Source organism: Streptomyces sp. NPDC056169 (assembly GCF_042268445.1).
Taxonomy (GTDB): Bacteria; Actinomycetota; Actinomycetes; order Streptomycetales; family Streptomycetaceae; genus Streptomyces.
The window spans coordinates 1-18724 of the sequence record NZ_JBHJUO010000010.1 but is presented as its reverse complement, the minus strand read 5'-3'; the positions used below and the strand labels follow the sequence as shown (position 1 = coordinate 18724).

General features: G+C 72.1%; 16 protein-coding genes. 11 read left to right on the top strand and 5 right to left on the bottom strand.

Annotated features, from left to right (window positions below):
- Window positions 1-90: 90 nt before the first annotated feature.
- Genes ACFC0G_RS17415 through ACFC0G_RS17395 form a run of 5 tightly spaced genes read right to left on the bottom strand, consistent with a single transcriptional unit; the run spans window position 91 to window position 5855 of the window.
- Complete coding sequence (locus ACFC0G_RS17415) at window positions 91-1113, bottom strand: ABC transporter ATP-binding protein (protein WP_376403975.1); 1023 nt, start codon at window positions 1111-1113, stop codon at window positions 91-93.
- The gene (locus tag ACFC0G_RS17410; protein WP_376403973.1) at window positions 1110-2126 is read right to left on the bottom strand and encodes an ABC transporter ATP-binding protein; all 1017 of its coding nucleotides are present in this window, start codon (window positions 2124-2126) and stop codon (window positions 1110-1112) included. Before ACFC0G_RS17410 ends, ACFC0G_RS17415 begins: the two co-directional genes overlap by 4 nt.
- Window positions 2126-3112, bottom strand: a complete 987-nt coding sequence (locus ACFC0G_RS17405) for an ABC transporter permease (protein ID WP_376403971.1) — start codon at window positions 3110-3112, stop codon at window positions 2126-2128. Before ACFC0G_RS17405 ends, ACFC0G_RS17410 begins: the two co-directional genes overlap by 1 nt.
- Window positions 3109-4089 (bottom strand): ABC transporter permease, encoded by a 981-nt coding sequence (locus ACFC0G_RS17400; RefSeq protein WP_376403969.1) that lies wholly within the window; start codon window positions 4087-4089, stop codon window positions 3109-3111. Before ACFC0G_RS17400 ends, ACFC0G_RS17405 begins: the two co-directional genes overlap by 4 nt.
- 14 nt (window positions 4090-4103) lie before the next feature.
- Entirely contained in the window at window positions 4104-5855 is a 1752-nt protein-coding gene (locus ACFC0G_RS17395; RefSeq protein ID WP_376403967.1) for an ABC transporter substrate-binding protein, read from the bottom strand.
- Between the two features lie 202 nt (window positions 5856-6057).
- Here ACFC0G_RS17395 and ACFC0G_RS17390 point away from each other — a divergent pair, with 202 nt between their 5' ends.
- The 11 genes from ACFC0G_RS17390 to ACFC0G_RS17340 all read left to right on the top strand — a co-directional run bounded on the left by ACFC0G_RS17390 (window position 6058) and on the right by ACFC0G_RS17340 (window position 18626).
- Complete coding sequence (locus ACFC0G_RS17390; protein ID WP_376403965.1) at window positions 6058-7251, top strand: NAD(P)/FAD-dependent oxidoreductase; 1194 nt, start codon at window positions 6058-6060, stop codon at window positions 7249-7251.
- Between the two features lie 38 nt (window positions 7252-7289).
- The gene (locus ACFC0G_RS17385; protein WP_376403963.1) at window positions 7290-7604 is read left to right on the top strand and encodes a (2Fe-2S)-binding protein; all 315 of its coding nucleotides are present in this window, start codon (window positions 7290-7292) and stop codon (window positions 7602-7604) included.
- Window positions 7585-9075 (top strand): NAD(P)/FAD-dependent oxidoreductase, encoded by a 1491-nt coding sequence (locus tag ACFC0G_RS17380; RefSeq protein ID WP_376403961.1) that lies wholly within the window; start codon window positions 7585-7587, stop codon window positions 9073-9075. The genes ACFC0G_RS17385 and ACFC0G_RS17380 overlap by 20 nt, the downstream gene beginning before the upstream one ends.
- An 87-nt stretch (window positions 9076-9162) precedes the next feature.
- Window positions 9163-10071 (top strand): dihydrodipicolinate synthase family protein, encoded by a 909-nt coding sequence (locus ACFC0G_RS17375; protein WP_376403959.1) that lies wholly within the window; start codon window positions 9163-9165, stop codon window positions 10069-10071.
- Window positions 10072-10143: 72 nt separating this feature from the next.
- Complete coding sequence (locus tag ACFC0G_RS17370; protein ID WP_376403957.1) at window positions 10144-11148, top strand: proline racemase family protein; 1005 nt, start codon at window positions 10144-10146, stop codon at window positions 11146-11148.
- Window positions 11145-12530 carry an aldehyde dehydrogenase family protein gene (locus ACFC0G_RS17365; protein WP_376403955.1) on the top strand — a complete coding sequence of 462 codons (1386 nt, stop codon included), beginning with the start codon at window positions 11145-11147 and terminating at the stop codon, window positions 12528-12530. The genes ACFC0G_RS17370 and ACFC0G_RS17365 overlap by 4 nt, the downstream gene beginning before the upstream one ends.
- A 47-nt stretch (window positions 12531-12577) precedes the next feature.
- Window positions 12578-13258, top strand: a complete 681-nt coding sequence (locus ACFC0G_RS17360; RefSeq protein ID WP_376403953.1) for a GntR family transcriptional regulator — start codon at window positions 12578-12580, stop codon at window positions 13256-13258.
- Between the two features lie 108 nt (window positions 13259-13366).
- Window positions 13367-14632 (top strand): alpha/beta fold hydrolase, encoded by a 1266-nt coding sequence (locus ACFC0G_RS17355; RefSeq protein ID WP_376403951.1) that lies wholly within the window; start codon window positions 13367-13369, stop codon window positions 14630-14632.
- Window positions 14633-14919: 287 nt separating this feature from the next.
- Window positions 14920-16332 carry a family 2B encapsulin nanocompartment shell protein gene (locus ACFC0G_RS17350; RefSeq protein WP_376403949.1) on the top strand — a complete coding sequence of 471 codons (1413 nt, stop codon included), beginning with the start codon at window positions 14920-14922 and terminating at the stop codon, window positions 16330-16332.
- A 113-nt stretch (window positions 16333-16445) separates the two neighbouring features.
- Window positions 16446-17726, top strand: coding sequence for a family 2 encapsulin nanocompartment cargo protein terpene cyclase (locus tag ACFC0G_RS17345; protein WP_376403947.1), 1281 nt, complete (start codon window positions 16446-16448; stop codon window positions 17724-17726).
- 3 nt (window positions 17727-17729) lie between these two features.
- Window positions 17730-18626: a geranyl diphosphate 2-C-methyltransferase gene (locus tag ACFC0G_RS17340; protein ID WP_376403945.1), complete on the top strand. Its 897-nt coding sequence runs from the start codon at window positions 17730-17732 to the stop codon at window positions 18624-18626.
- Window positions 18627-18724: the final 98 nt, after the last annotated feature.

Genomic DNA, 18724 nt, shown 5'->3' with positions numbered 1-18724 from the left:
CGCCCCGGCCTCGCGCACACCGAACGCTCCGGGCCCGCGCACACCGAACGCCCCGGCCCCGCACACGCGGGACCGGGGCGTTCGCCGTGCTCAGGCGGCCTCGGGGAAGTGGCAGGCGACCTGCCGCGCCTCGCCCGGTGAGGCGATCCGCAGCAGCGGCGCCTCCGTCCGGCAGATGTCCTGCGCCTTGGGGCAGCGCGGGTGGAAGGTGCAGCCCGGCGGGGGAGCGGCCGGGCTCGGCGGGTCCCCGAGCAGCGTGATCCGCTCCCGGGCCCGCTCGGCCGCCGGGTCGGGCAGCGGGACGGCGGAGAGCAGCGCCCGCGTGTACGGGTGCGCGGGGGCCGCGTACACCCGCTCCTTCACCCCGATCTCCACGATCCGGCCCAGGTACATCACGGCGACCCGGTCGCAGACCCGCTTGACGACCGAGAGGTCGTGCGCGATGAAGAGATAGGCGAGCCCCAGCTCGCGCTGGAGCCGCTCCATCAGATTGACGATCTGCGCCTGGACGGAGACGTCGAGCGCGGAGACGGGTTCGTCGGCGACGACCAGCCGCGGGCTGGTGGCCAGCGCGCGGGCGATCCCGATGCGCTGCGCCTGGCCGCCGGAGAACTCGTGCGGGTAGCGGTCGATGTGCTCCGGGATGAGCCCCACCAGGTCCATCAGCTCCACGGTCCGCTTGCGGGCGTCGGCCGCCGAACTCCCCTGCACCATCAGCGGGTCGGAGATGATCCGGGCCACGGTCTGGCGGGGGTTGAGGGAGGAGTGCGGGTCCTGGAAGACCATCTGGAGATCGCGCCGGAGCGGCTTCAGTTCCCGCTGCGACAGGTGGCTGATGTCGCGGCCGTCGTACGAGACGGAGCCGGCGGTCGGCTCCAGGAGCCGCACGATCATGCGGCCGGTGGTCGACTTGCCGCAGCCGGACTCGCCGACGAGACCCAGGGTCTCGCCCGCCGCCACGTCGAAGCCGATGCCGTCGACGGCCCGGACGGGCGCCGAGCGGGACCGGCGGCCCGGGAAGGTCATCGTCAGGTCCCGCACGCTGAGCAGCGGCGTGGACGTCGTGCTCGTGTTCGTGCCCGCGCCCGAGGCCGCGGTGGTGGTCGTGGTCATGAGGCGACGCCTTCGTACGCGGGGAAGTGGCAGGCGGCCGGATGCCCCTCCGGGCCGACGAGCAGCGGGCGTTCGCCCGCGCAGCGCGCCCGTTCCTCGTCGGAGCCGGCTGCCGCGCGGGAGCAGCGGGGTGCGAACGCGCAGCCCGGAGCGGGTTCGAGGAGGGACGGCGGACTGCCGGGGATCGCCCGCAGCGGCGCGTCGTCCTCGTCGTCGAGCCGGGGCAGCGAGTCGAGCAGGCCGCGGGTGTAGGGGTGGGCGGGGGAGGCGAAGAGGGCGTCCACCGGGGCGTGTTCGGCGGCCCGGCCGCCGTACATCACGAGGACGTCGTGGGCCACCCGGGCGACCACGCCCAGATCGTGCGTGATCATGACGACGGCGAGTCCGCGGTCCTGCTGGATCCGGGCGATCAGCTCCAGGATCTGGGCCTGGACGGTGACGTCCAGGGCGGTCGTCGGTTCGTCGGCGATCAGCAGGTCCGGCTCGCAGGACAGGGCCATCGCGATCATGACGCGCTGGCGCATGCCTCCCGAGAACTGGTGGGGGTACTCGCCGGCCCGGCGGCGTGGTTCGGGGATGCCGACCTCGCCGAGGGCCTCGATCGCCCGCTCGCGGGCGGCCGCTCGGCGGGAGCCGAAGTGGACCCGGTGGTGCTCGGCGATCTGCTCCCCGACGGTGTAGTAGGGGTGCAGGCTGGAGAGCGGGTCCTGGAAGATCATGGCCATGCGCCGGCCGCGCAGCCCGTTGAGCTCGCGGTCGGAGAGGCCGATGAGCTCGCGCCCGTCCAGGGTGACGGAGCCGGTGACCTCGGCGCCCGTGTGCAGGCCCATGACGGCGAGCGAGGTCACGGACTTGCCGGAGCCGGACTCGCCGACGATGCCGAGGGTCCGGCCGGGCAGCACGTCGAAGGAGAGGGAGTCGACGGCCCGGACGGGGCCGCGCTTCGTCGGGAAGGTGACGGTGAGGTCCCGTACCGAAAGGAGGGAGGCGGGGCCGGGGGCAGGGGAGGCCATCAGTACCTCACTCGCGGGTCGACGACGGCGTACAGCAGGTCGACGGCCAGGTTGGCGACGACGATGAAGGTGGCGGCGAGCAGCGTCACCCCGAGGATGACCGGCTGGTCGCCGGTGGACAGCGCGCCGTAGAAGAGACGGCCGATGCCGGGCAGTCCGAAGATGGACTCGGTGATCACGGCGCCGGCGAGCAGTCCGCCGAGGTCCATCCCGAAGATGGTCAGGATGGGCGTCATGCCCGCGCGCAGGCCGTGCTTGACGACGACCGTGCGGCGCGGCAGACCCTTGGCGCGGGCGGTGCGGATGTACGGCTCCGCCATGGACTCGATCATCGCGCTGCGGCTCTGGCGCGCGTACATCGCGGCGTAGAGGATCGCGAGCGCGAGCCAGGGGAGCAGCAGGTTGGTGGCCCAGGACAGCGGATCGTCGCCGAAGGCCACGTACTGCGGGTAGGGCAGCAGCCCGGAGACCCGGATCAGTCCGAAGATCAGCAGCACCGAGGTGAAGTAGACGGGCAGTGAGGCGGCGGCGACCGCGCCGACCATCAGGGCCCGGTCGGTGAGGGTGTCCTTGTGGAGCGCGGCGGTGACGCCCGCGGAGAGGCCGAGGACCAGCCAGATCGCGGCGGCGCCGAGCGCGAGCGAGGCCGAGACGGGCAGCCGGTCGACGAGCAGGTCCCACACGCTCTGGCTGTTCTCGTACGAGTAGCCCAGACAGGGGAAGTCGCACTCCAGGGCGTACTGGCCGGTGCCCATCGTCCGGCCGGTGAAGATGCCGGTGACGAAGTCGGCGAACTGCCGCCACAGCGGGGCGTCGAGGCCCATGTTGGCGCGGATCGCCTCCAGCCGGTCGGTGCTGCACGACTTGCCGCAGGCCGCGGCGGCCGGGTCGGAGGGGAGGACGTAGAAGATGACGAAGGTGACGGCGGCGATGGCGACGAGGACGCCGAGCACGCCGAGGAGCCGGCGGCCGAGGTAGAGGATCACGTACGGCTGCCTCTCGGGTCGAGGATGTCCCGCAGCGCGTCGCCGAGCAGGGTGAACGCGAGCACGGTGAGGAAGAGGCAGAGGCTCGGCACGACGAAGTACATGGGATCCGTGTCGTAGTAGGCGACGCTCTCGGCGATCATCTGGCCCCAGGACGGGGTGGGCGGCCGGACGCCGACGCCCAGATAGCTGAGGGCCGCCTCGGTGGCGATCATGCCGGGGACGATCAGCGTCGTGTACGCGATGACCGGCCCGGCGACGCCCGGGAGGATGTCGCGGGAGAGGATCCGCCAGGGCCCGGAGCCGGCGACGCGGGCGGCGTCGACGTACTCGCGGTGCTTGAGCGACAGGGTCTGGCCGCGGACGATCCGGGCGATGCCGGGCCAGCCGAAGAGGCCGATGACGACGGTCATCAGGACCGTCCGGTTGACGTCCCTGGCCACCGACATCATGGCGATCATGAAGATGAGGGACGGGAAGGACATGGTGAGGTCCATCAGCCGGGACAGCACGGTGTCGGTGCGGCCGCCGAAGTAGCCCGCGGCGATGCCGGCCGCCGTCCCGGCGACGACGACGATCGCCGTCGCCGAGAAGGCGATGAGCAGGGAGACCTGGGCGCCGTACACGACCCGGGCGAACAGGTCGCGGCCGGTGACGGGTTCGACGCCGAGCCAGTGCTCGGCCGAGACGCCGCCGAGCGGGCCGATGGGCAGGCCGCCCAGGTACGGATCGACGGCGCTCTTGTCGAACTCCTCGGGGCCCCAGCCGCCCAGCGAACCGATCAGCGGGGCGGCGACGGTCAGGAGCGCGAAGAACAGGACGACGGCGAGCGAGAGCTTCACGGACGTACGGCGGCGCAGCTCCGCACGGGCGAGCTGCCAGGGACCGTTGCCCGCCCGTACGGCGGGGGCGGCGGTGGTCGGAGGAGAGGTGCCAGTCGGTGGGGACGTGGCGGATGTGGTGGGCGTGGTGGTCATCGGGGCGACGTCCTTCAGTTCGCGCTCTTCGCGGGGTCCTTGAGGCCGACCGTCGCGTAGTCGATCTGTCCGCCGAAGGAGGTGTGGCCGTAGGCGCCGGCGATGTTGGTGCCGATCAGCAGGGGCTTGCGCTCGACGACGGCGGGCGCGGTCGGGGCCTTGGCGAGGATCTGGGCGTCGAGGTCCTGCCACGCCTTGTTCGCCTGCTGGGCGTCGGTCATCGCGGCGATCTCGTCCATGCGCTTCATCGTGGCGTCGTCGCGGAAGAGGGAGTGGTTGCCGGAGTTGCCCTTCTCCTTGATGTAGCGGCCGTCGAAGACGAAGGGGAGGAAGGTCGAGCCGGAGGGGAAGTCCGGGCACCAGCCGGTGTAGGCGAGGTCCGTGCGGTTCTTGGTGTCGCCGATCGTGTCGTAGAAGGCGGACGGGTCGACGGTCTCGATGGTGACCTTGATGCCGGCGCGGCCCAGGGACTGCTGGATCGCCTCGCCGATGGCCTTGTCGCCGGTGGAGACGGTGACGCTGGTGGAGAAGCCGCCGCCCTTGCCCGCCTCCTTGAGGAGCTGCTTCGCCTTCTCGACGTCGCCGGTGAGCGGGATCTTCAGGGTGTCGGGCTGCTTGCCGCCGGGGTAGAGCAGGCCGGGCATGAGGGCGGTGGCCGGGTCGTTGAGCGCGGGGCCGCCGGTGGCGGTGACGAGAGCCTCGCGGTCGAGGGCGTACTGCACGGCCTGGCGCACCTTGACGTTGTCGAACGGTGCGCGGCCGGTGTGCATCTGGACCATCTCGGTGCAGCTGGTCGACTCGGCGAGGAGCCGCGCCCGGACGTCCGGCTTGGTGAGCACCTTGGGCGTGGACTCGGGGCGGAGCGGGGCCCAGGCGACGGAGGAGGCGTCGCCGCCGGCGGAGGCGATGAGGCGGTCGTCGATCTGGTTGGCCTTGAGGCCCATCGTGACGACGATCCGGTCCGGGTACGCCTTGCGCACGGTGTCCGTGGCGGCGCTCCAGTGGGTGTTGCGCACGAGGACCATCTGCTTGTCCCGGGCGTACGACTCGATCTTGTACGGGCCGGAGGAGAAGGGCCGGTTGTCGTACTGCGGGCCCTTGTCCTGGGACTTGGGCACGGGGCTGAAGGTGGAGAGCACCGTCGCGTACGGGAACTCGGCGAAGGGCTTGCGGAGCTCGAAGACGATCGTGCGGTCGTCCGGGGTCTTCACGGAGGCGAGATGCTTGCCCTGCGCGGGGCCCTGATAGCCCTCGGCGCCGACGAGGTAGCGGGCCGCGTAGTCGGGGCCGCCGGGCAGGTCGGGGGAGAAGGACCGCTCGACGTTGTACTTGACGTCCTGGGCGGTGATCGGGGTGCCGTCCTCGTACTTCAGGCCGGGCTTCAGCTTGAAGGTCCAGGTCTTGGCGCCGTTGGAGGAGACACCGAGGTTCTCGGCGAGGTCCGTCGTGAGCTCCCCGCCCTTCGCGCCGGGCGCGGCCTTGTACGTGAGGAGGGTGCGGTAGAGCAGCCGCGAGCCGAAGTCCATGTCGCCCACCACCCAGTTGCGGGCCGGGTCGAGATGGGTGAAGTCCTGGTTGGACAGGATGTTCAGCGTCCCGCCCTTCTGCGGGGTGCCGCCGACGACCGCGCCGTTGTTGGAGATCGCGGGGTTCTTGCCGCGGTCCCGGGAGCCGTCGGACTTCTTGCCGTCGCCGGCACAGCCGGTCGTGCCGAGGGCGAGGGCCGTCACCAGAGCGGTGGCCAGGGTGTACGTGCGCTTGTTCATGAAGGTCACTCCGAGAGAGCGGTCGAACAGCCCGATGGCTGGAATGTGACCTGTAACATAGTAATGTGAAATTGCACTGACAAGGCATCGGGGAGTCCGTTACTCATCCGTGTCCGGGCGGTGCTCGGCGGAGCGCCCGACGAGTGGAATGCTCCGTTTCGGGGTCTTGGCAACCGCCAGTGCAATGTGAAATATTACTGACGTGCCCACGAGAAAACCCTCGGATGTCATCGTCGTCGGCGCCGGCGTCGTCGGCGCGGCCTGCGCCTACTACGCCGCCCTTGCCGGCCTGTCCGTCACCGTCGTCGACCGCGGTTCCGTCGCCGGCGGAACGACGGGGGCCGGGGAGGGAAACCTCCTGGTCTCCGACAAGGAGCCGGGACCGGAGCTCGAACTCGCCCTCCTCGCCAACACCCTCTGGCGGGAGCTGGCGGACGTGCTCCCGCCACACGTCGAGTACGAGGCCAAGGGAGGCCTCGTGGTCGCGTCCGACGAGTCGGGGATGCGCGCCCTGCGCGACTTCGCGGCCCGTCAGGAGAAGGCGGGCGTCACCGCCCAGGAGGTCCCCGGGGACCGGCTCCACGATCTGGAGCCCCACCTCGCTCCTGGCCTCGCCGGCGGCTTCCTCTATCCGCAGGACGCCCAGGTGATGCCCGCCCACGCCGCCGCCCAACTGCTGCGGGCGGCCGGCGACCGCGTCCGGCTGCACCTCGGTGAGGAGGTGACCGGCCTCCTCACCGGAGCAGCCGGAGAGATCCGCGGAGTGCGGACCGCGGCCGGCGAGCTCCACGCCCCGTACGTGGTGAACGCCGCCGGCACCTGGGGCGGCGCCCTCGCCGAACTCGCGGGCGTCCACCTCCCCGTGCTGCCCCGCAGGGGCTTCGTCCTCGTCACCGAACCCCTGCCGCGCGTGGTGCGCCACAAGGTGTACGCCGCCGACTACGTGGCCGACGTGGCCAGCGGCTCGGCCGCCCTCCAGACCTCGGCGGTCGTCGAGGGCACCCCGGCGGGCCCCGTCCTCATCGGCGCCAGCCGGGAACGGGTCGGCTTCGACCGGACCCTCTCCACCGAGGTCCTGCGCCGCCTCGCCGCCGGGGCCACCGGCCTGTTCCCGGTCCTCGGCACCGTCCGGGCCATGCGGACCTACCTGGGCTTCCGCCCCTACCTGCCGGACCACCTGCCCGCGATCGGACCCGACCCGCGCGTCCACGGGCTGCTGCACGCCTGCGGCCACGAAGGCGCCGGGATCGGCCTCGCGCCCGTCACCGGACTGATCGTCGCCGCCTGCCTGACCAACGGCGATGTGCCCCTCGACATCGACCCGTTCCGCCCGGACCGGTTCGGCACGGCCGCAGCCGGCCCCGCATCCGATCCCGTACCCGCCTCCGCGCCCTGATGCGCCCCCCTACCGTCACCCTCACGAGAGGAGGGCCCGTGGCCCGCACGCCCGCCGACCTGGTCGGGGCACAGCCCGACCCGCCGTTCGAGATCACCTTCGACGGCCGGAGCGTCACCGCCCTGCCCGGCCAGACCGTCGCCGCCGCCCTCTGGGGCGCCGGCATCCTGGCCTGGCGCACCACCCGGGAAGGGGGGCGGCCGCGCGGCGCGTTCTGCGGCATCGGCCAGTGCTACGACTGCCTCGCCACGATCAACGGCGCACCCAACCGCCGGGCCTGCCTGGTCCCCGCCACCCCGGGCGACGCGATCACCACCCAGGAAGGGCACGGCCATGACCGCCTCGCCGTCTGAGCCGGGCGGGACGCCCAGAGGACACAGCGCACGCGAACCGTACGACCTCGTGGTCGTGGGCGCGGGCTCCGCAGGGCTCGCCGGCGCCGTCACCGCCTCCGAACTCGGCCTCACCGTCGCCCTCCTCGACTCCTCCACCCAGTCCGGCGGGCAGTTCTACCGGCACCCCGCACCCGCTCTCGGAGCGGTGCGCCCCGAGGCCCTGCACCACGACTGGTCCGCCTTCTCCGACCTGCGGAGCCGGCTCGGAGCGAGCGCGGTCGACCACCTGACCGGGCACCACGTGTGGTCCGTCGTACGGGAGTCCGACGGGGACACCGGGACCTGGGCGGTGCACGCGGTCACCGGCGCCGACGGCACCGAGGAGCGGCCCGTCCTGATCCGTGCCCGGGCGCTCCTCCTCGCCACCGGCGCGTACGAGCGCCAGCTCCCCTTCCCCGGCTGGACCCTGCCCGGAGTCGTGGGCGCCGGCGGTGCGCAGGCCATGCTGAAGTCCGGGCTCGTGCTGCCCGGACGGCGCATCGTCGTGGCCGGCAGCGGCCCTCTGCTGCTCGCCGTCGCCTCGTCGCTCGCCGCGGCGGGCGCCCGGGTCCCGGCCGTGGTCGAGGCCGCGGGCTATCTGCGGTACGCCCGCAACCCCCGCGCGCTCGTCACCAACCCGGCGAAGGCCGCCGAGGCCCTGGTGCACGGGGCCGCACTGCTCAGGCACCGTGTGCGGGTGCTGCCGCGCAGCGCGGTCACCGAGGTGCACGGCACCGACCGGGTCGAGGCCGTCACCGTCAGCCGCCTGGACGGCGACTGGACCCCCGTACCGGGGACGGGCCGCCGCATCGCCTGCGACGCGCTCGCCGTCGGGCACGGGCTCGTGCCCCAGATCGAGCTGGCCACGGCCGTCGGCTGCGCCACCCGCGCCCTGCCCGACGGAACCCTCGGGCTCGCCCTGGACGACCTCCAGGAGACCTCGGTGGCCGGCTTGTGGGCGGCGGGTGAGACCGGCGGCGTGGGAGGCGCCGAACTCGCCCGCACCGAGGGCGAGCTGGCGGGCCGGACGATCGCCGCCCGGCTGCGCGGCCGCGGTGCGGACGCGGGCGCGGGCCGGTTCGGCGAACTCCGGCGCCGCCGGGACCGGATGCGGGCCTTCGCGGACGTCATGGCCGCGGCGCACGCGCCGGGCCCCGGCTGGCCCGCGTGGCTGGAGGACGAGACGGACGTGTGCCGTTGCGAGGAGGTGACCGCGGGGCGTGTGCGCGAGGCGGTCACCGACCTCGGGGCGCGGGACGCGCGGACCGTCAAGCTCCTCACGCGAGCCGGCATGGGCTGGTGTCAGGGTCGGATGTGCGGGACGGCGGTTTCCTGCCTCGCCGCGCGCGGCGGAGCCGCCGAACCGCCCGCGGAGCGCCGCCCGTTCGCCGTCCCCGTGCCGCTCTCGACGCTCGCCGCGCTCGACGAACCCTCCGAACAGATCCCGTAGATCCCACAGATCCCAGGGGAGGGGCCCTCAGGGCCCTTCTTTCCCTTCCTGTAAAATGTCACACACTATAGAAAGGCAGGCGTCGACATGACCGCCTCCACCTGGAACACCGACCGCCCCTGGCGCGGCATCATGGTCGCCACCACCCTCCCCTTCCGCGAGGACCTCTCCGTCGACTACGACGCCTACGCCGAGCACGTGGCCTGGCTGATCGCCAACGGCTGCGACGGTGTCGTCCCCAACGGCTCCCTGGGCGAGTACCAGACCCTCACCGACGCGGAGCGCGCCCAGGTCGTCCGCACCGCCGTCGCCGCCGCCGGGGACGGCGCGCGCGTCATGCCGGGCGTCGCCGCCTACGGCAGCGCCGAGTCCCGCCGCTGGGCCGAGCAGGCCGCCGAGGCCGGAGCCGGTTCGGTACTGCTCCTGCCGCCCAACACGTACCGCGCCGAGCCGGCCGCCGTGCGCGCCCACTACACCGAGGTCGCCAAGGCCGGGATCCCGATCGTCGCGTACAACAACCCGATCGACACCAAGGTCGACCTCACCCCCGACCTGCTGGCGCGCCTGCACGGCGACGGCAGCATCGTCGCCGTCAAGGAGTTCAGCGGTGACGTCCGCAGGGCGTACGAGATCGCCGAACTCGCCCCGGAGCTCGACCTCCTGATCGGCGCCGACGACGTCCTCCTGGAGCTGGCCCTCGCCGGTGCCGTCGGCTGGATCGCCGGCTACCCCAACGCCTTCCCCACCAGCTGCTCCGAGCTCTACCACGCGGCGGTCGCGGGCGACCTGACCACCGCAGTGCCGCTCTACAAGTCCCTGCACTCGCTGCTGCGCTGGGACTCGAAGACGGAGTTCGTCCAGTCCATCAAGCTCTCCATGGACATCGCCGGCCGCCAGGGCGGTCCGACCCGCCCGCCGCGCCACCCGCTCTCCGGCTCGATCGAGGCCGGCGTCCGGACCGCCACCGAGAAGGCCGTGGCCGACGGCCACCGCTGACCACCGCCACGACCGACCGTCCCCGGTCACCGTCCCCGCTCTCCGTCCCCGCTGTCCGTCGAAAGGAACTCCGTGCGTACGCGTCATGTCTTCCACGCGGTCGACTCGCACACCGAGGGCATGCCCACGCGTGTGATCACCGGTGGTGTCGGGGTCATTCCCGGTGCCACGATGGCCGAGCGCCGGCTGCACTTCATCGAGCACCTGGACCATCTCCGTACGCTGCTCATGTTCGAGCCGCGGGGGCATGCGGCGATGAGCGGTGCGATTCTTCAGCCGCCCACCCGGCCCGACGCGGATTACGGCGTGCTGTACATCGAGGTGTCCGGGCTGCTTCCGATGTGCGGTCACGGCACCATCGGTGTCGCGACCGTGCTCGTCGAGACGGGGATGGTGCCGGTCGTCGAGCCCGTCACCACCGTCCGCCTCGACACGCCTGCCGGGCTCGTCAGCGTCGACGTCCAGGTGGAGGACGGCGCCGCGAAGGCGGTCACGCTCACCAACGTGCCCGCCTTCAGCGTGGCCCTCGACCGCAAGGTCGACGTCCCCGGATACGGGACGGTCACCTACGACCTGGCCTTCGGCGGCAACTTCTACGCCTTCGTCGCACTCGACTCCCTGGGCCTGCCCTTCGACCGCGACCGCAAGGACGACCTCCTCGCCGCGGGGCTCGCCGTCATGGCCGCCGTCAACGCCTCGCCCGACCGGCCCGTGCACCCCACGCAGCCGGAGATCGCCGGGCTCAAGCACGTGTACCTGGAGGCGCCCGGCTCGGACGCCACCCGCTCACGGCACGCCATGGCCATCCACCCGGGCTGGTTCGACCGCTCCCCGTGCGGCACCGGCACCTCGGCGCGCATGGCCCAGCTGCACGCCCGCGGCGAGCTCCCGCTCGACACCGACTTCGTCAACGAATCCTTCATCGGTACGGAGTTCACCGGCCGGCTCGTCGGCGAGACGGAGGTCGGCGGCCTGCCCGCCGTCGTCCCGACCGTCACCGGCCGTGCCTGGATCACCGGCACCGCGCAGTACTTCCTCGACCCGGACGACCCCTTCCCCGGAGGATTCCTCCTGTGAACGACGCACATCCCACCGTCATCTCCCGCAACCCGGCCGACCCGGACGACGTGCTCCTGCGGATCCAGGCACCCGGCGCCTTCACGACGGTCGACACCGTCGAGCGGGCCCGCGCCGCCCAGCCCGGCTGGCTGCTCGCCGGGGCCGCCGCCCGCTCGGCCGCCCTGGGCGCCGTCGCCGCCGCCGTCGAGGCCGCGGCCGACGAACTGGCCGCGCTCGCCGTACGCGAGGTGGGCAAACCGCTCGCCGAGGCCAAGGCCGAGGTCGCGCGTACCGCCGCCATCTGGCGCTACTACGCCCAGGCCCCCTTCCAGCCGACCGGCGAGGTCCACGAGACCGCGGCGGGCGCGGGGCTGCTCCTGACCCGGCGCCGCCCGCACGGCGTGGCCGGGCTCATCACGCCCTGGAACTTCCCCTTCGCCATCCCGACCTGGAAGGCCGCCCCGGCGCTCGCCACCGGCAACACGGTCGTCCTCAAGCCGGCCCCCGAGGCCACCGCGTGCGCCCAGGCCCTCGCCGCGATCGTCCAGCGGGTCCTGCCCGAGGCGGTGTTCACCGTCCTGCCCGGCGGAGCGACCGAGGGCAACGCCCTCGTCTCCGCCGCCGACGTCGTCTCCTTCACCGGCTCCACCCCCGTCGGCCAGGCCGTCGCCCGGGCCGCGACCTCCCGGGGCATCCCGGTCCAGGCGGAGATGGGCGGCCTGAACGCGGCGCTCGTCCTGCCGGACGCGGACATCGAGCAGGCGGCCGCCCACATCGCCGCCGCCATCGCCGGGTACGCGGGCCAGAAGTGCACCGCCACCAGCCGCGTCATCGCGGTCGGCGCCGCGCTCGACCCGCTGCGCGAGGCGCTCTCCGAAGCGCTGCGGGCCGTCCCCGTCGGCGACCCCGCCGACCCGGCCACCGTCTGCGGGCCGCTCATCCACGAGTACGCCCGCGACCAGGTCGGCGAGGCCAGCCGAGGGCTCTCCGTCCTCGCCGGCGGCACCGTGCCCGACCGGTCCGGCTGGTACGCGACCCCGACCCTCGTCGAGAAGGTCTCCCCGGGGCACCGGCTCCTGCGCGAAGAGGTCTTCGGCCCCGTCGCGTCCCTGCTGGCCGCCGACGACCTGGCCCACGCGATCCGGATCACCAACTCCGTACCGTACGGTCTCGTCACCTCGGTCCACACCGCCGACCTGAACACGGCGCTGACCGGCCTCGACCTGCTCGACACCGGGATGATCCGGCTCAACGCCCCGTCCACCGGAGTCGACTTCCACCTGCCCTTCGGCGGCTCCAAGGCGTCCAGCCACGGACCGCGCGAGCAGGGCAGGGCCGCGCTGGACTTCTTCACGGCCGGCCGGACGTACACCCTGGCACCGGCGGGCTCCGCGGCGTGACATCGTACGGTGGTGATGTCAACCGGAACGAAGGGATCACCACCGTCATGGGGCACCTGACCCACCGCGACCTCAACGCCTCCCGGGAGCGGCTGCGCGACCAGGTCGCCCATGCCCTGCGAGCCGCCCTGATCTCGGGCGAGCTCCGCCCCGGGGTGGTCTACTCGGCGCCGACCCTCGCCGAGGACTTCGGGATCTCCGCCACCCCGGTCCGCGAGGCGATGCTCGACCTGGCCCGCGAGGGCCTGGTCGAGCCCGTCCGCAACAAGGGGTTCCGGGTCACCGAGGTCGACGAGCGCGACCTCGACCAGTACACCGAGATCCGCGCGCTCATCGAGATCCCGATGGTCGGCAGGATCACCCGGATCGCCGCCCGCGAGGACCTGGAGGCGCTGCGGCCCGTGGCCGAGGACATCGTGCGCGCCGCCCGCGAGCACGACCTCATCGGCTACCTGGAGGCGGACCGTCTCTTCCACCTCACGCTGCTCGGCCTCGCGGGCAACGAACGGCTCGTCGAGACCGTCGGCGACCTGCGCAAGCGGTCCCGCCTGTACGGGCTCACCGCCCTGGACCAGAGCGGCAACCTCATCCCGTCGGCCGAGGAGCACCTGGAGCTGCTCGACCTGATGCTCGCCGGCGACGCCAAAGGCGCGGAGAAGTGCATGACCCGCCACCTGGGGCACGTCCGCTCCCTGTGGGCCAAGGGCGACCGGCCGACCGGGAAGTAGCGGCACCGGCCGGCGGTCGGATGGAGGCTCCTCTCGACGGGCGGACGACGGCCGCCCATCGATGCAATGTCACATCTGACCGGCCGCACGCGGCCGCGGAAGGAACCCATGAACCCGGCGTACGCGACCGTCGACCACCTCTTCACCGTCCCCCTGGACCATCAGGCACCCGACGGCCCCACCATCGAGGTCTTCGCCCGGGAGGTCGCCGACCCGGCCCGCGCGGGCGAGGAACTCCCCTGGCTGCTCTACCTCCAGGGCGGACCCGGCGGCAAGTCGCCCCGCCCGTCGGCCGGTTCGCCCGGCTGGCTGGCCCAGGCGCTCACGACCCACCGCGTGCTCCTCCTCGACCAGCGCGGCACCGGACGCTCCACCCCGATCACCGCACGGTCCGCCGCCCGGTTCGCCTCGCCGGACGGGCTCGCCGGCTACCTCTCCCACTTCCGGGCCGACGCGATCGTCGCCGACGCGGAACTGATCCGCCGCGAACTCTGCGGCGACGCCCCCTGGGAGACCCTCGGCCAGAGCTACGGCGGCTTCATCACCCTCACCTACCTCTCCCAGGCCCCCGAGGGACTGAAGGCCTGCTACGTCACCGGCGGCCTGCCCGGCGTCACCGCCACCGCCGACGACGTCTACGCCCACACCTACCCCCGCGTCCGCGACCGCGTCCTCGACCTCTACGCCCGCTACCCCGAGGACGCCCCCCGGCTCCGGAAGATCGCCGACCTCCTCGCGGCCGACGACGTCCGCCTCCCGAACGGCGACCGCCTCACCCCGCACCGCCTGCGCACCCTCGGACTCGCCCTCGGCATGGGCGACGGCTTCGAGCGCGTCCACTGGCTCCTCGACGAAGCCCTGGACACGGACGGCGAGTTGAGCGACACCTTCCTCCACCAGGTGATGACCCTGACCGGCTTCACCGACAACCCGCTCTTCGCCGTCATGCAGGAGTCGCTGTACGGACAGGGGGACGGCCCGACCGGCTGGGCGGCCTCCCGCGCCCTGGCCGACTTTCCCGAGTTCGCCGAGGACGCGGACCCCCTCCTGCTCACCGGCGAGATGATGTACCCCTGGATGTTCCGGGAGATCGCGGGCCTGCGCCCCTTCGCGGACGCCGCCGACCTGCTGGCCGCGCGCACCGACTGGCCGCCCCTCTACGACCTCGAACGCCTCGCCGCCAACGAGGTCCCGCTCGCCGCGATCGTCTACCACGACGACATGTACGTCGACGCGGGCATCTCCCTCGCCACCGCCCGCCGGATCGGTGCCTCCCGCGTCTGGGTCACCAACGAATGGGAACACGACGGCGTCGCCGCCTCCAGCGGCCGCGTCCTCGCCCGTCTGATGGACCTCGCCGCAGGCCGCGCGTAACCCCCTGACCCCTTCGCAGCCCTCCCGCTCCCGAACACGGAGCCGGAGGGCTTTCGCGTTCCCTTCGAACGTGGCCGGATACCGTCGGCCGCCCGGATAAACCTCCCGCGAAGCAAGATCACTGTTTCGGGGTAATGATCCCGAACCGATGGGGTGGACGGGGCTTACCGGCCGTTACTGTTCCCCGGGATCTGGACGAATTCCCAGAGATTGACCCCCTTTTTCCTCTTTCACCGGATCGGTGCGCGTTCGCCGACCGTCGTCCACCCGAAGGAGAACTCGCCCCGATGACCGTCGAGACAGGACCGGAAGCGCAGGTGGCGCCGCCCCGGCAGTCCAGCCTGAGCACCGCGGCTGCCCGCAACCTCGCCACCACGACCAAGTCCACCCCGCAGATGCAGGAGATCTCCTCCCGCTGGCTGCTCCGGATGCTCCCCTGGGTGGAGACGAAGGGCGGCGCCTACCGGGTGAACCGCCGACTGAGCTACACCGTCGGCGACGGCCGCATCGAGTTCGTCCAGGACGGCCCGCGCGTCCGCGTGATCCCCCAGGAACTCGGCGAACTGGCCCTGCTGCGCGGCTTCGAGGACGTCGAGGTGCTCACCGCGCTCGCCGACCGGTGCGTCCGGCGCGACTTCCGCGCCGGCGAGGTGCTGACCGAGCGCGGCACCCCCGCCGGGCAGATCCACCTGATCGCCCACGGCAGGATCAACCAGACCTCCGTCGGCAAGTACGGCGACGAGGTCGCGGTCTCCGTCCTCGCCGACGGCGACCACCTCGGCGAGAACGCCCTCCTGGACGCCGACGCCAGGTGGGACTACACCGCCACCGCCGAGACCTCCGGCACCCTGCTCACCCTCTCCCGCGCCGACTTCGCCTCGATCGCGTCCTCGGCACCGAGCCTCCAGGCGCACCTCCACGCCTTCAGCTCGCTCCCGCTCCAGCGGCAGAACCGTCACGGCGAGGCCGAGATCGCGATGTCGGCCGGCCACACCGGCGAGGTCACGCTCCCGGGCGCCTTCGTGGACTACGAGCTCAAGCCGCGCGAATACGAACTCTCCGTCGCCCAGACCGTCCTCAAGGTCCACACCCGGGTCGCCGACCTCTACAACGGGCCGATGAACCAGACGGAGGAGCAGCTCAGGCTCACCATCGAGGCGCTGCGCGAGCGCCAGGAGCACGAGCTCATCAACCACCCGGAGTTCGGCCTCCTCCACAACGCCGACTTCAAGCAGCGGATCCAGACCCACTCGGGTCCGCCCACCCCGGACGACCTCGACGAGCTGCTGACCCGCCGTCGGGGAACCAGGCTCTTCCTGGCCCACCCCCGGACGATCGCGGCGATCGGGCGCGAGTGGAACGCCGCCGGGCTCTACCCGGAGACGGTCGAACTCGACGGGCACCAGGTCCCGTCCTGGCGCGGCGTCCCGATCCTCCCCTGCAACAAGATCCCCATCAGCAAGGAGAACACCAGCTCGATCCTCGCCATGCGTCTCGGCGAGGACAACCAGGGCGTCATCGGTCTGCGCCAGACCGGACTGCCCGAGGAGTACGAGCCGGGTCTGTCCGTGCGGTTCATGGGCATCGGCGAGCAGGCGATCATGTCGTACCTGGTCACCACGTACTACTCCGCCGCGATCCTGGTGCCGAACGCGCTCGGCGTACTGGAGAACGTCCAGATCGCCCGCAGGCACGGCTGACTCCCGCCGGAGCCGCACCCGTCCGACCGACACGACAGCCCGGACCCTTCCGGGCCGGGCGAGCACGCCCGGGATCCGGGACGGACCACCCCATCCTCTTCAAGGAGTCACGGATGCCCGAGCCCGGGCTTTCCCCTCTGCAGTCGAGCCTGCCCTCCGCGGCGGCCCACTTCGGGGCCCACGTCCTCGCCCAGGCCGGTTTCGTCGGCGTCGAAGCCGCGGACGCCGCGCCGTCCACCCTCCCCGTTCCCGCCGCGGTGGCGGAGCCGGTACCTGATCCCGGCCGGATTCCCGGTCCCGATCTCGGCCGGATCCTGCGGGGCCCGAGCGGCCTCGGCACGGCGGGCCTGAGTCTGGCCCGGCGCGAGGAACCGCCCGTCGCGGTGGCATCCGAGACGCGGGCGGAGCCGGCGGACGCCCTGCACATCCCGGGTCTCTACTACCACCCGGTGCCGGAGCCCGACCCGGTCCGCGTGGAAGAGGTGAGCCGCCGGATCAAGGACTGGGCGGTGGACGAGGTCGAGCTGTTCCCCGAGGAGTGGGAGGGGCAGTTCGACGGCTTCTCCGTCGGGCGCTACATGGTCGCCTGCCACCCGGACGCCCCGACCGTCGAACACCTGATGGTCGCCACCCGGTTGATGGTCGCCGAGAACGCGGTCGACGACATCTACTGCGAAGACCACGGAGGTTCGCCCATCGGCCTCGGCGGGCGCCTCCTCCTCGCGCACACCGCCCTCGACCCCGTCCATACGACGGCCGAGTACCAGCCGCAGTGGGCGGAGTCGCTCCACGCGGACTCCCCGCGGCGCGCCTACCGCTCGGCCATGGACTACTTCGTGCGGGTGTCCACTCCGTCGCAGGCCGACCGGTTCCGCCACGACATGGCCCGGCTGCACCTGGGCTACCTCGCGGAGGCCTCCTGGGCCCAGACGGACCACACGCCCGAGGTGTGGGAGTACCTGGTGATGCGGCAGTACAACAACTTCCGGCCGTGTCCCACGATCACCGACACGGTGGGCGGCTACGAACTGCCGGCGGACCTGCACGCCCAGCCCGCGATGCAGCGGGTGCTCGCGCTCGCCGGGAACGCCAGCACCATCGTCAACGACCTGTACTCGTACACCAAGGAACTTGCCGGCCCCGGCCGGCACTTGAACCTGCCCGTGGTGATCGCCGACCGCGAGAACCTCTCGGAGCGGGACGCCTACCTGAAGGCGGTCGAGGTCCACAACGACCTCATGCACGACTTCGAGGCCGAAGCCGCCGCCCTGGCCGCAGCCTGTCCCGTCCCCACCGTGCAGCGCTTCCTGCGGGGAGTCGCCGTGTGGGTCGACGGCAACCACTACTGGCACCACACCAACACCTTCCGCTACAGCCTGCCCGACTTCTGGTAAGAAATGGATCTCTCTGTGACCACCACCGAGCTCACCTCCGCCAACGCCACTTCCGCGTTCGTTCCGGCTCCGGCGTCGCCCTACCAGAGCGACATCGCCCGCTACTGGAACCAGGAGGCGCGGCCCGTGAACCTGCGCCTCGGCGACGTCGACGGGCTCTACCACCACCACTACGGCATCGGCGACGTCGACCACGCCGCCCTCGGCGACACCGAGGACAGCGCGTACGAGAAGAAGCTGATCGCTGAGCTGCACCGCCTGGAGTCGGCGCAGGCCGAGGTCCTCCTGGACCACCTCGGCGTCATCGGGCGGGAGGACACGCTCGTCGACGCCGGCTGCGGCCGCGGCGGTTCGAGCGTCATGGCCCACCAGCGCTTCGGCTGCAAGGTCGAGGGCGTCACCCTCTCCTCCACGCAGGCCGAGTTCGGCAACCGGCGCGCGAAGGAACTCGGCATCGAGGACCACGTCGCCGCCCGCGTCTGCAACATGCTCGACACCCCGTTCGAGAAGGGCAGCATCGCCGGCTCGTGGAACAACGAGTCGAGCATGTACGTCGACCTGGACGACCTCTTCGCCGAGCACTCCCGCTTCCTCAAGGTCGGCGGCCGCTACGTCACCATCACCGGCTGCTGGAACCCGCGGTACGGGCAGCCCTCGAAGTGGGTCTCGCAGATCAACGCGCACTTCGAGTGCAACATCCACTCCCGTCGTGAGTACCTGCGCGCCATGGCCGACAACCGTCTCGTCCCGCAGGCGGTCGTCGACCTGACGCCCGCGACCCTGCCCTACTGGGAGCTGCGAGCCACGTCGTCGCTGGTCACCGGCATCGAGGAGGCGTTCATCGAGTCGTACAAGGACGGCTCGTTCCAGTACGTGCTGATCGCGGCCGACCGCGTCTGACCGCGCGCTGTCCGAGAGGGCCGGGGCCGGCACCCCACGGGCCCCGCCCCGTGGGGTCCCCAGAATAAAGGGCTCAGTTATGTTATGCTTTGCTAAGT

What these genes read in the sequence shown, in the direction of transcription:
- ACFC0G_RS17415 (WP_376403975.1), bottom strand. Translation starts at nt 1,113, where the DNA reads ATGACCACGACCACCACCGCGGCCTCGGGCGCGGGCACGAACACGAGC.
- ACFC0G_RS17410 (WP_376403973.1), bottom strand. Translation starts at nt 2,126, where the DNA reads ATGGCCTCCCCTGCCCCCGGCCCCGCCTCCCTCCTTTCGGTACGGGAC.
- ACFC0G_RS17400 (WP_376403969.1), bottom strand. Translation starts at nt 4,089, where the DNA reads ATGACCACCACGCCCACCACATCCGCCACGTCCCCACCGACTGGCACC.
- ACFC0G_RS17395 (WP_376403967.1), bottom strand. Translation starts at nt 5,855, where the DNA reads ATGAACAAGCGCACGTACACCCTGGCCACCGCTCTGGTGACGGCCCTC.
- ACFC0G_RS17380 (WP_376403961.1), top strand. Translation starts at nt 7,585, where the DNA reads ATGACCGCCTCGCCGTCTGAGCCGGGCGGGACGCCCAGAGGACACAGC.
- ACFC0G_RS17375 (WP_376403959.1), top strand. Translation starts at nt 9,163, where the DNA reads ATGACCGCCTCCACCTGGAACACCGACCGCCCCTGGCGCGGCATCATG.
- ACFC0G_RS17360 (WP_376403953.1), top strand. Translation starts at nt 12,578, where the DNA reads ATGGGGCACCTGACCCACCGCGACCTCAACGCCTCCCGGGAGCGGCTG.
- ACFC0G_RS17355 (WP_376403951.1), top strand. Translation starts at nt 13,367, where the DNA reads ATGAACCCGGCGTACGCGACCGTCGACCACCTCTTCACCGTCCCCCTG.
- ACFC0G_RS17350 (WP_376403949.1), top strand. Translation starts at nt 14,920, where the DNA reads ATGACCGTCGAGACAGGACCGGAAGCGCAGGTGGCGCCGCCCCGGCAG.
- ACFC0G_RS17345 (WP_376403947.1), top strand. Translation starts at nt 16,446, where the DNA reads ATGCCCGAGCCCGGGCTTTCCCCTCTGCAGTCGAGCCTGCCCTCCGCG.
- ACFC0G_RS17340 (WP_376403945.1), top strand. Translation starts at nt 17,730, where the DNA reads ATGGATCTCTCTGTGACCACCACCGAGCTCACCTCCGCCAACGCCACT.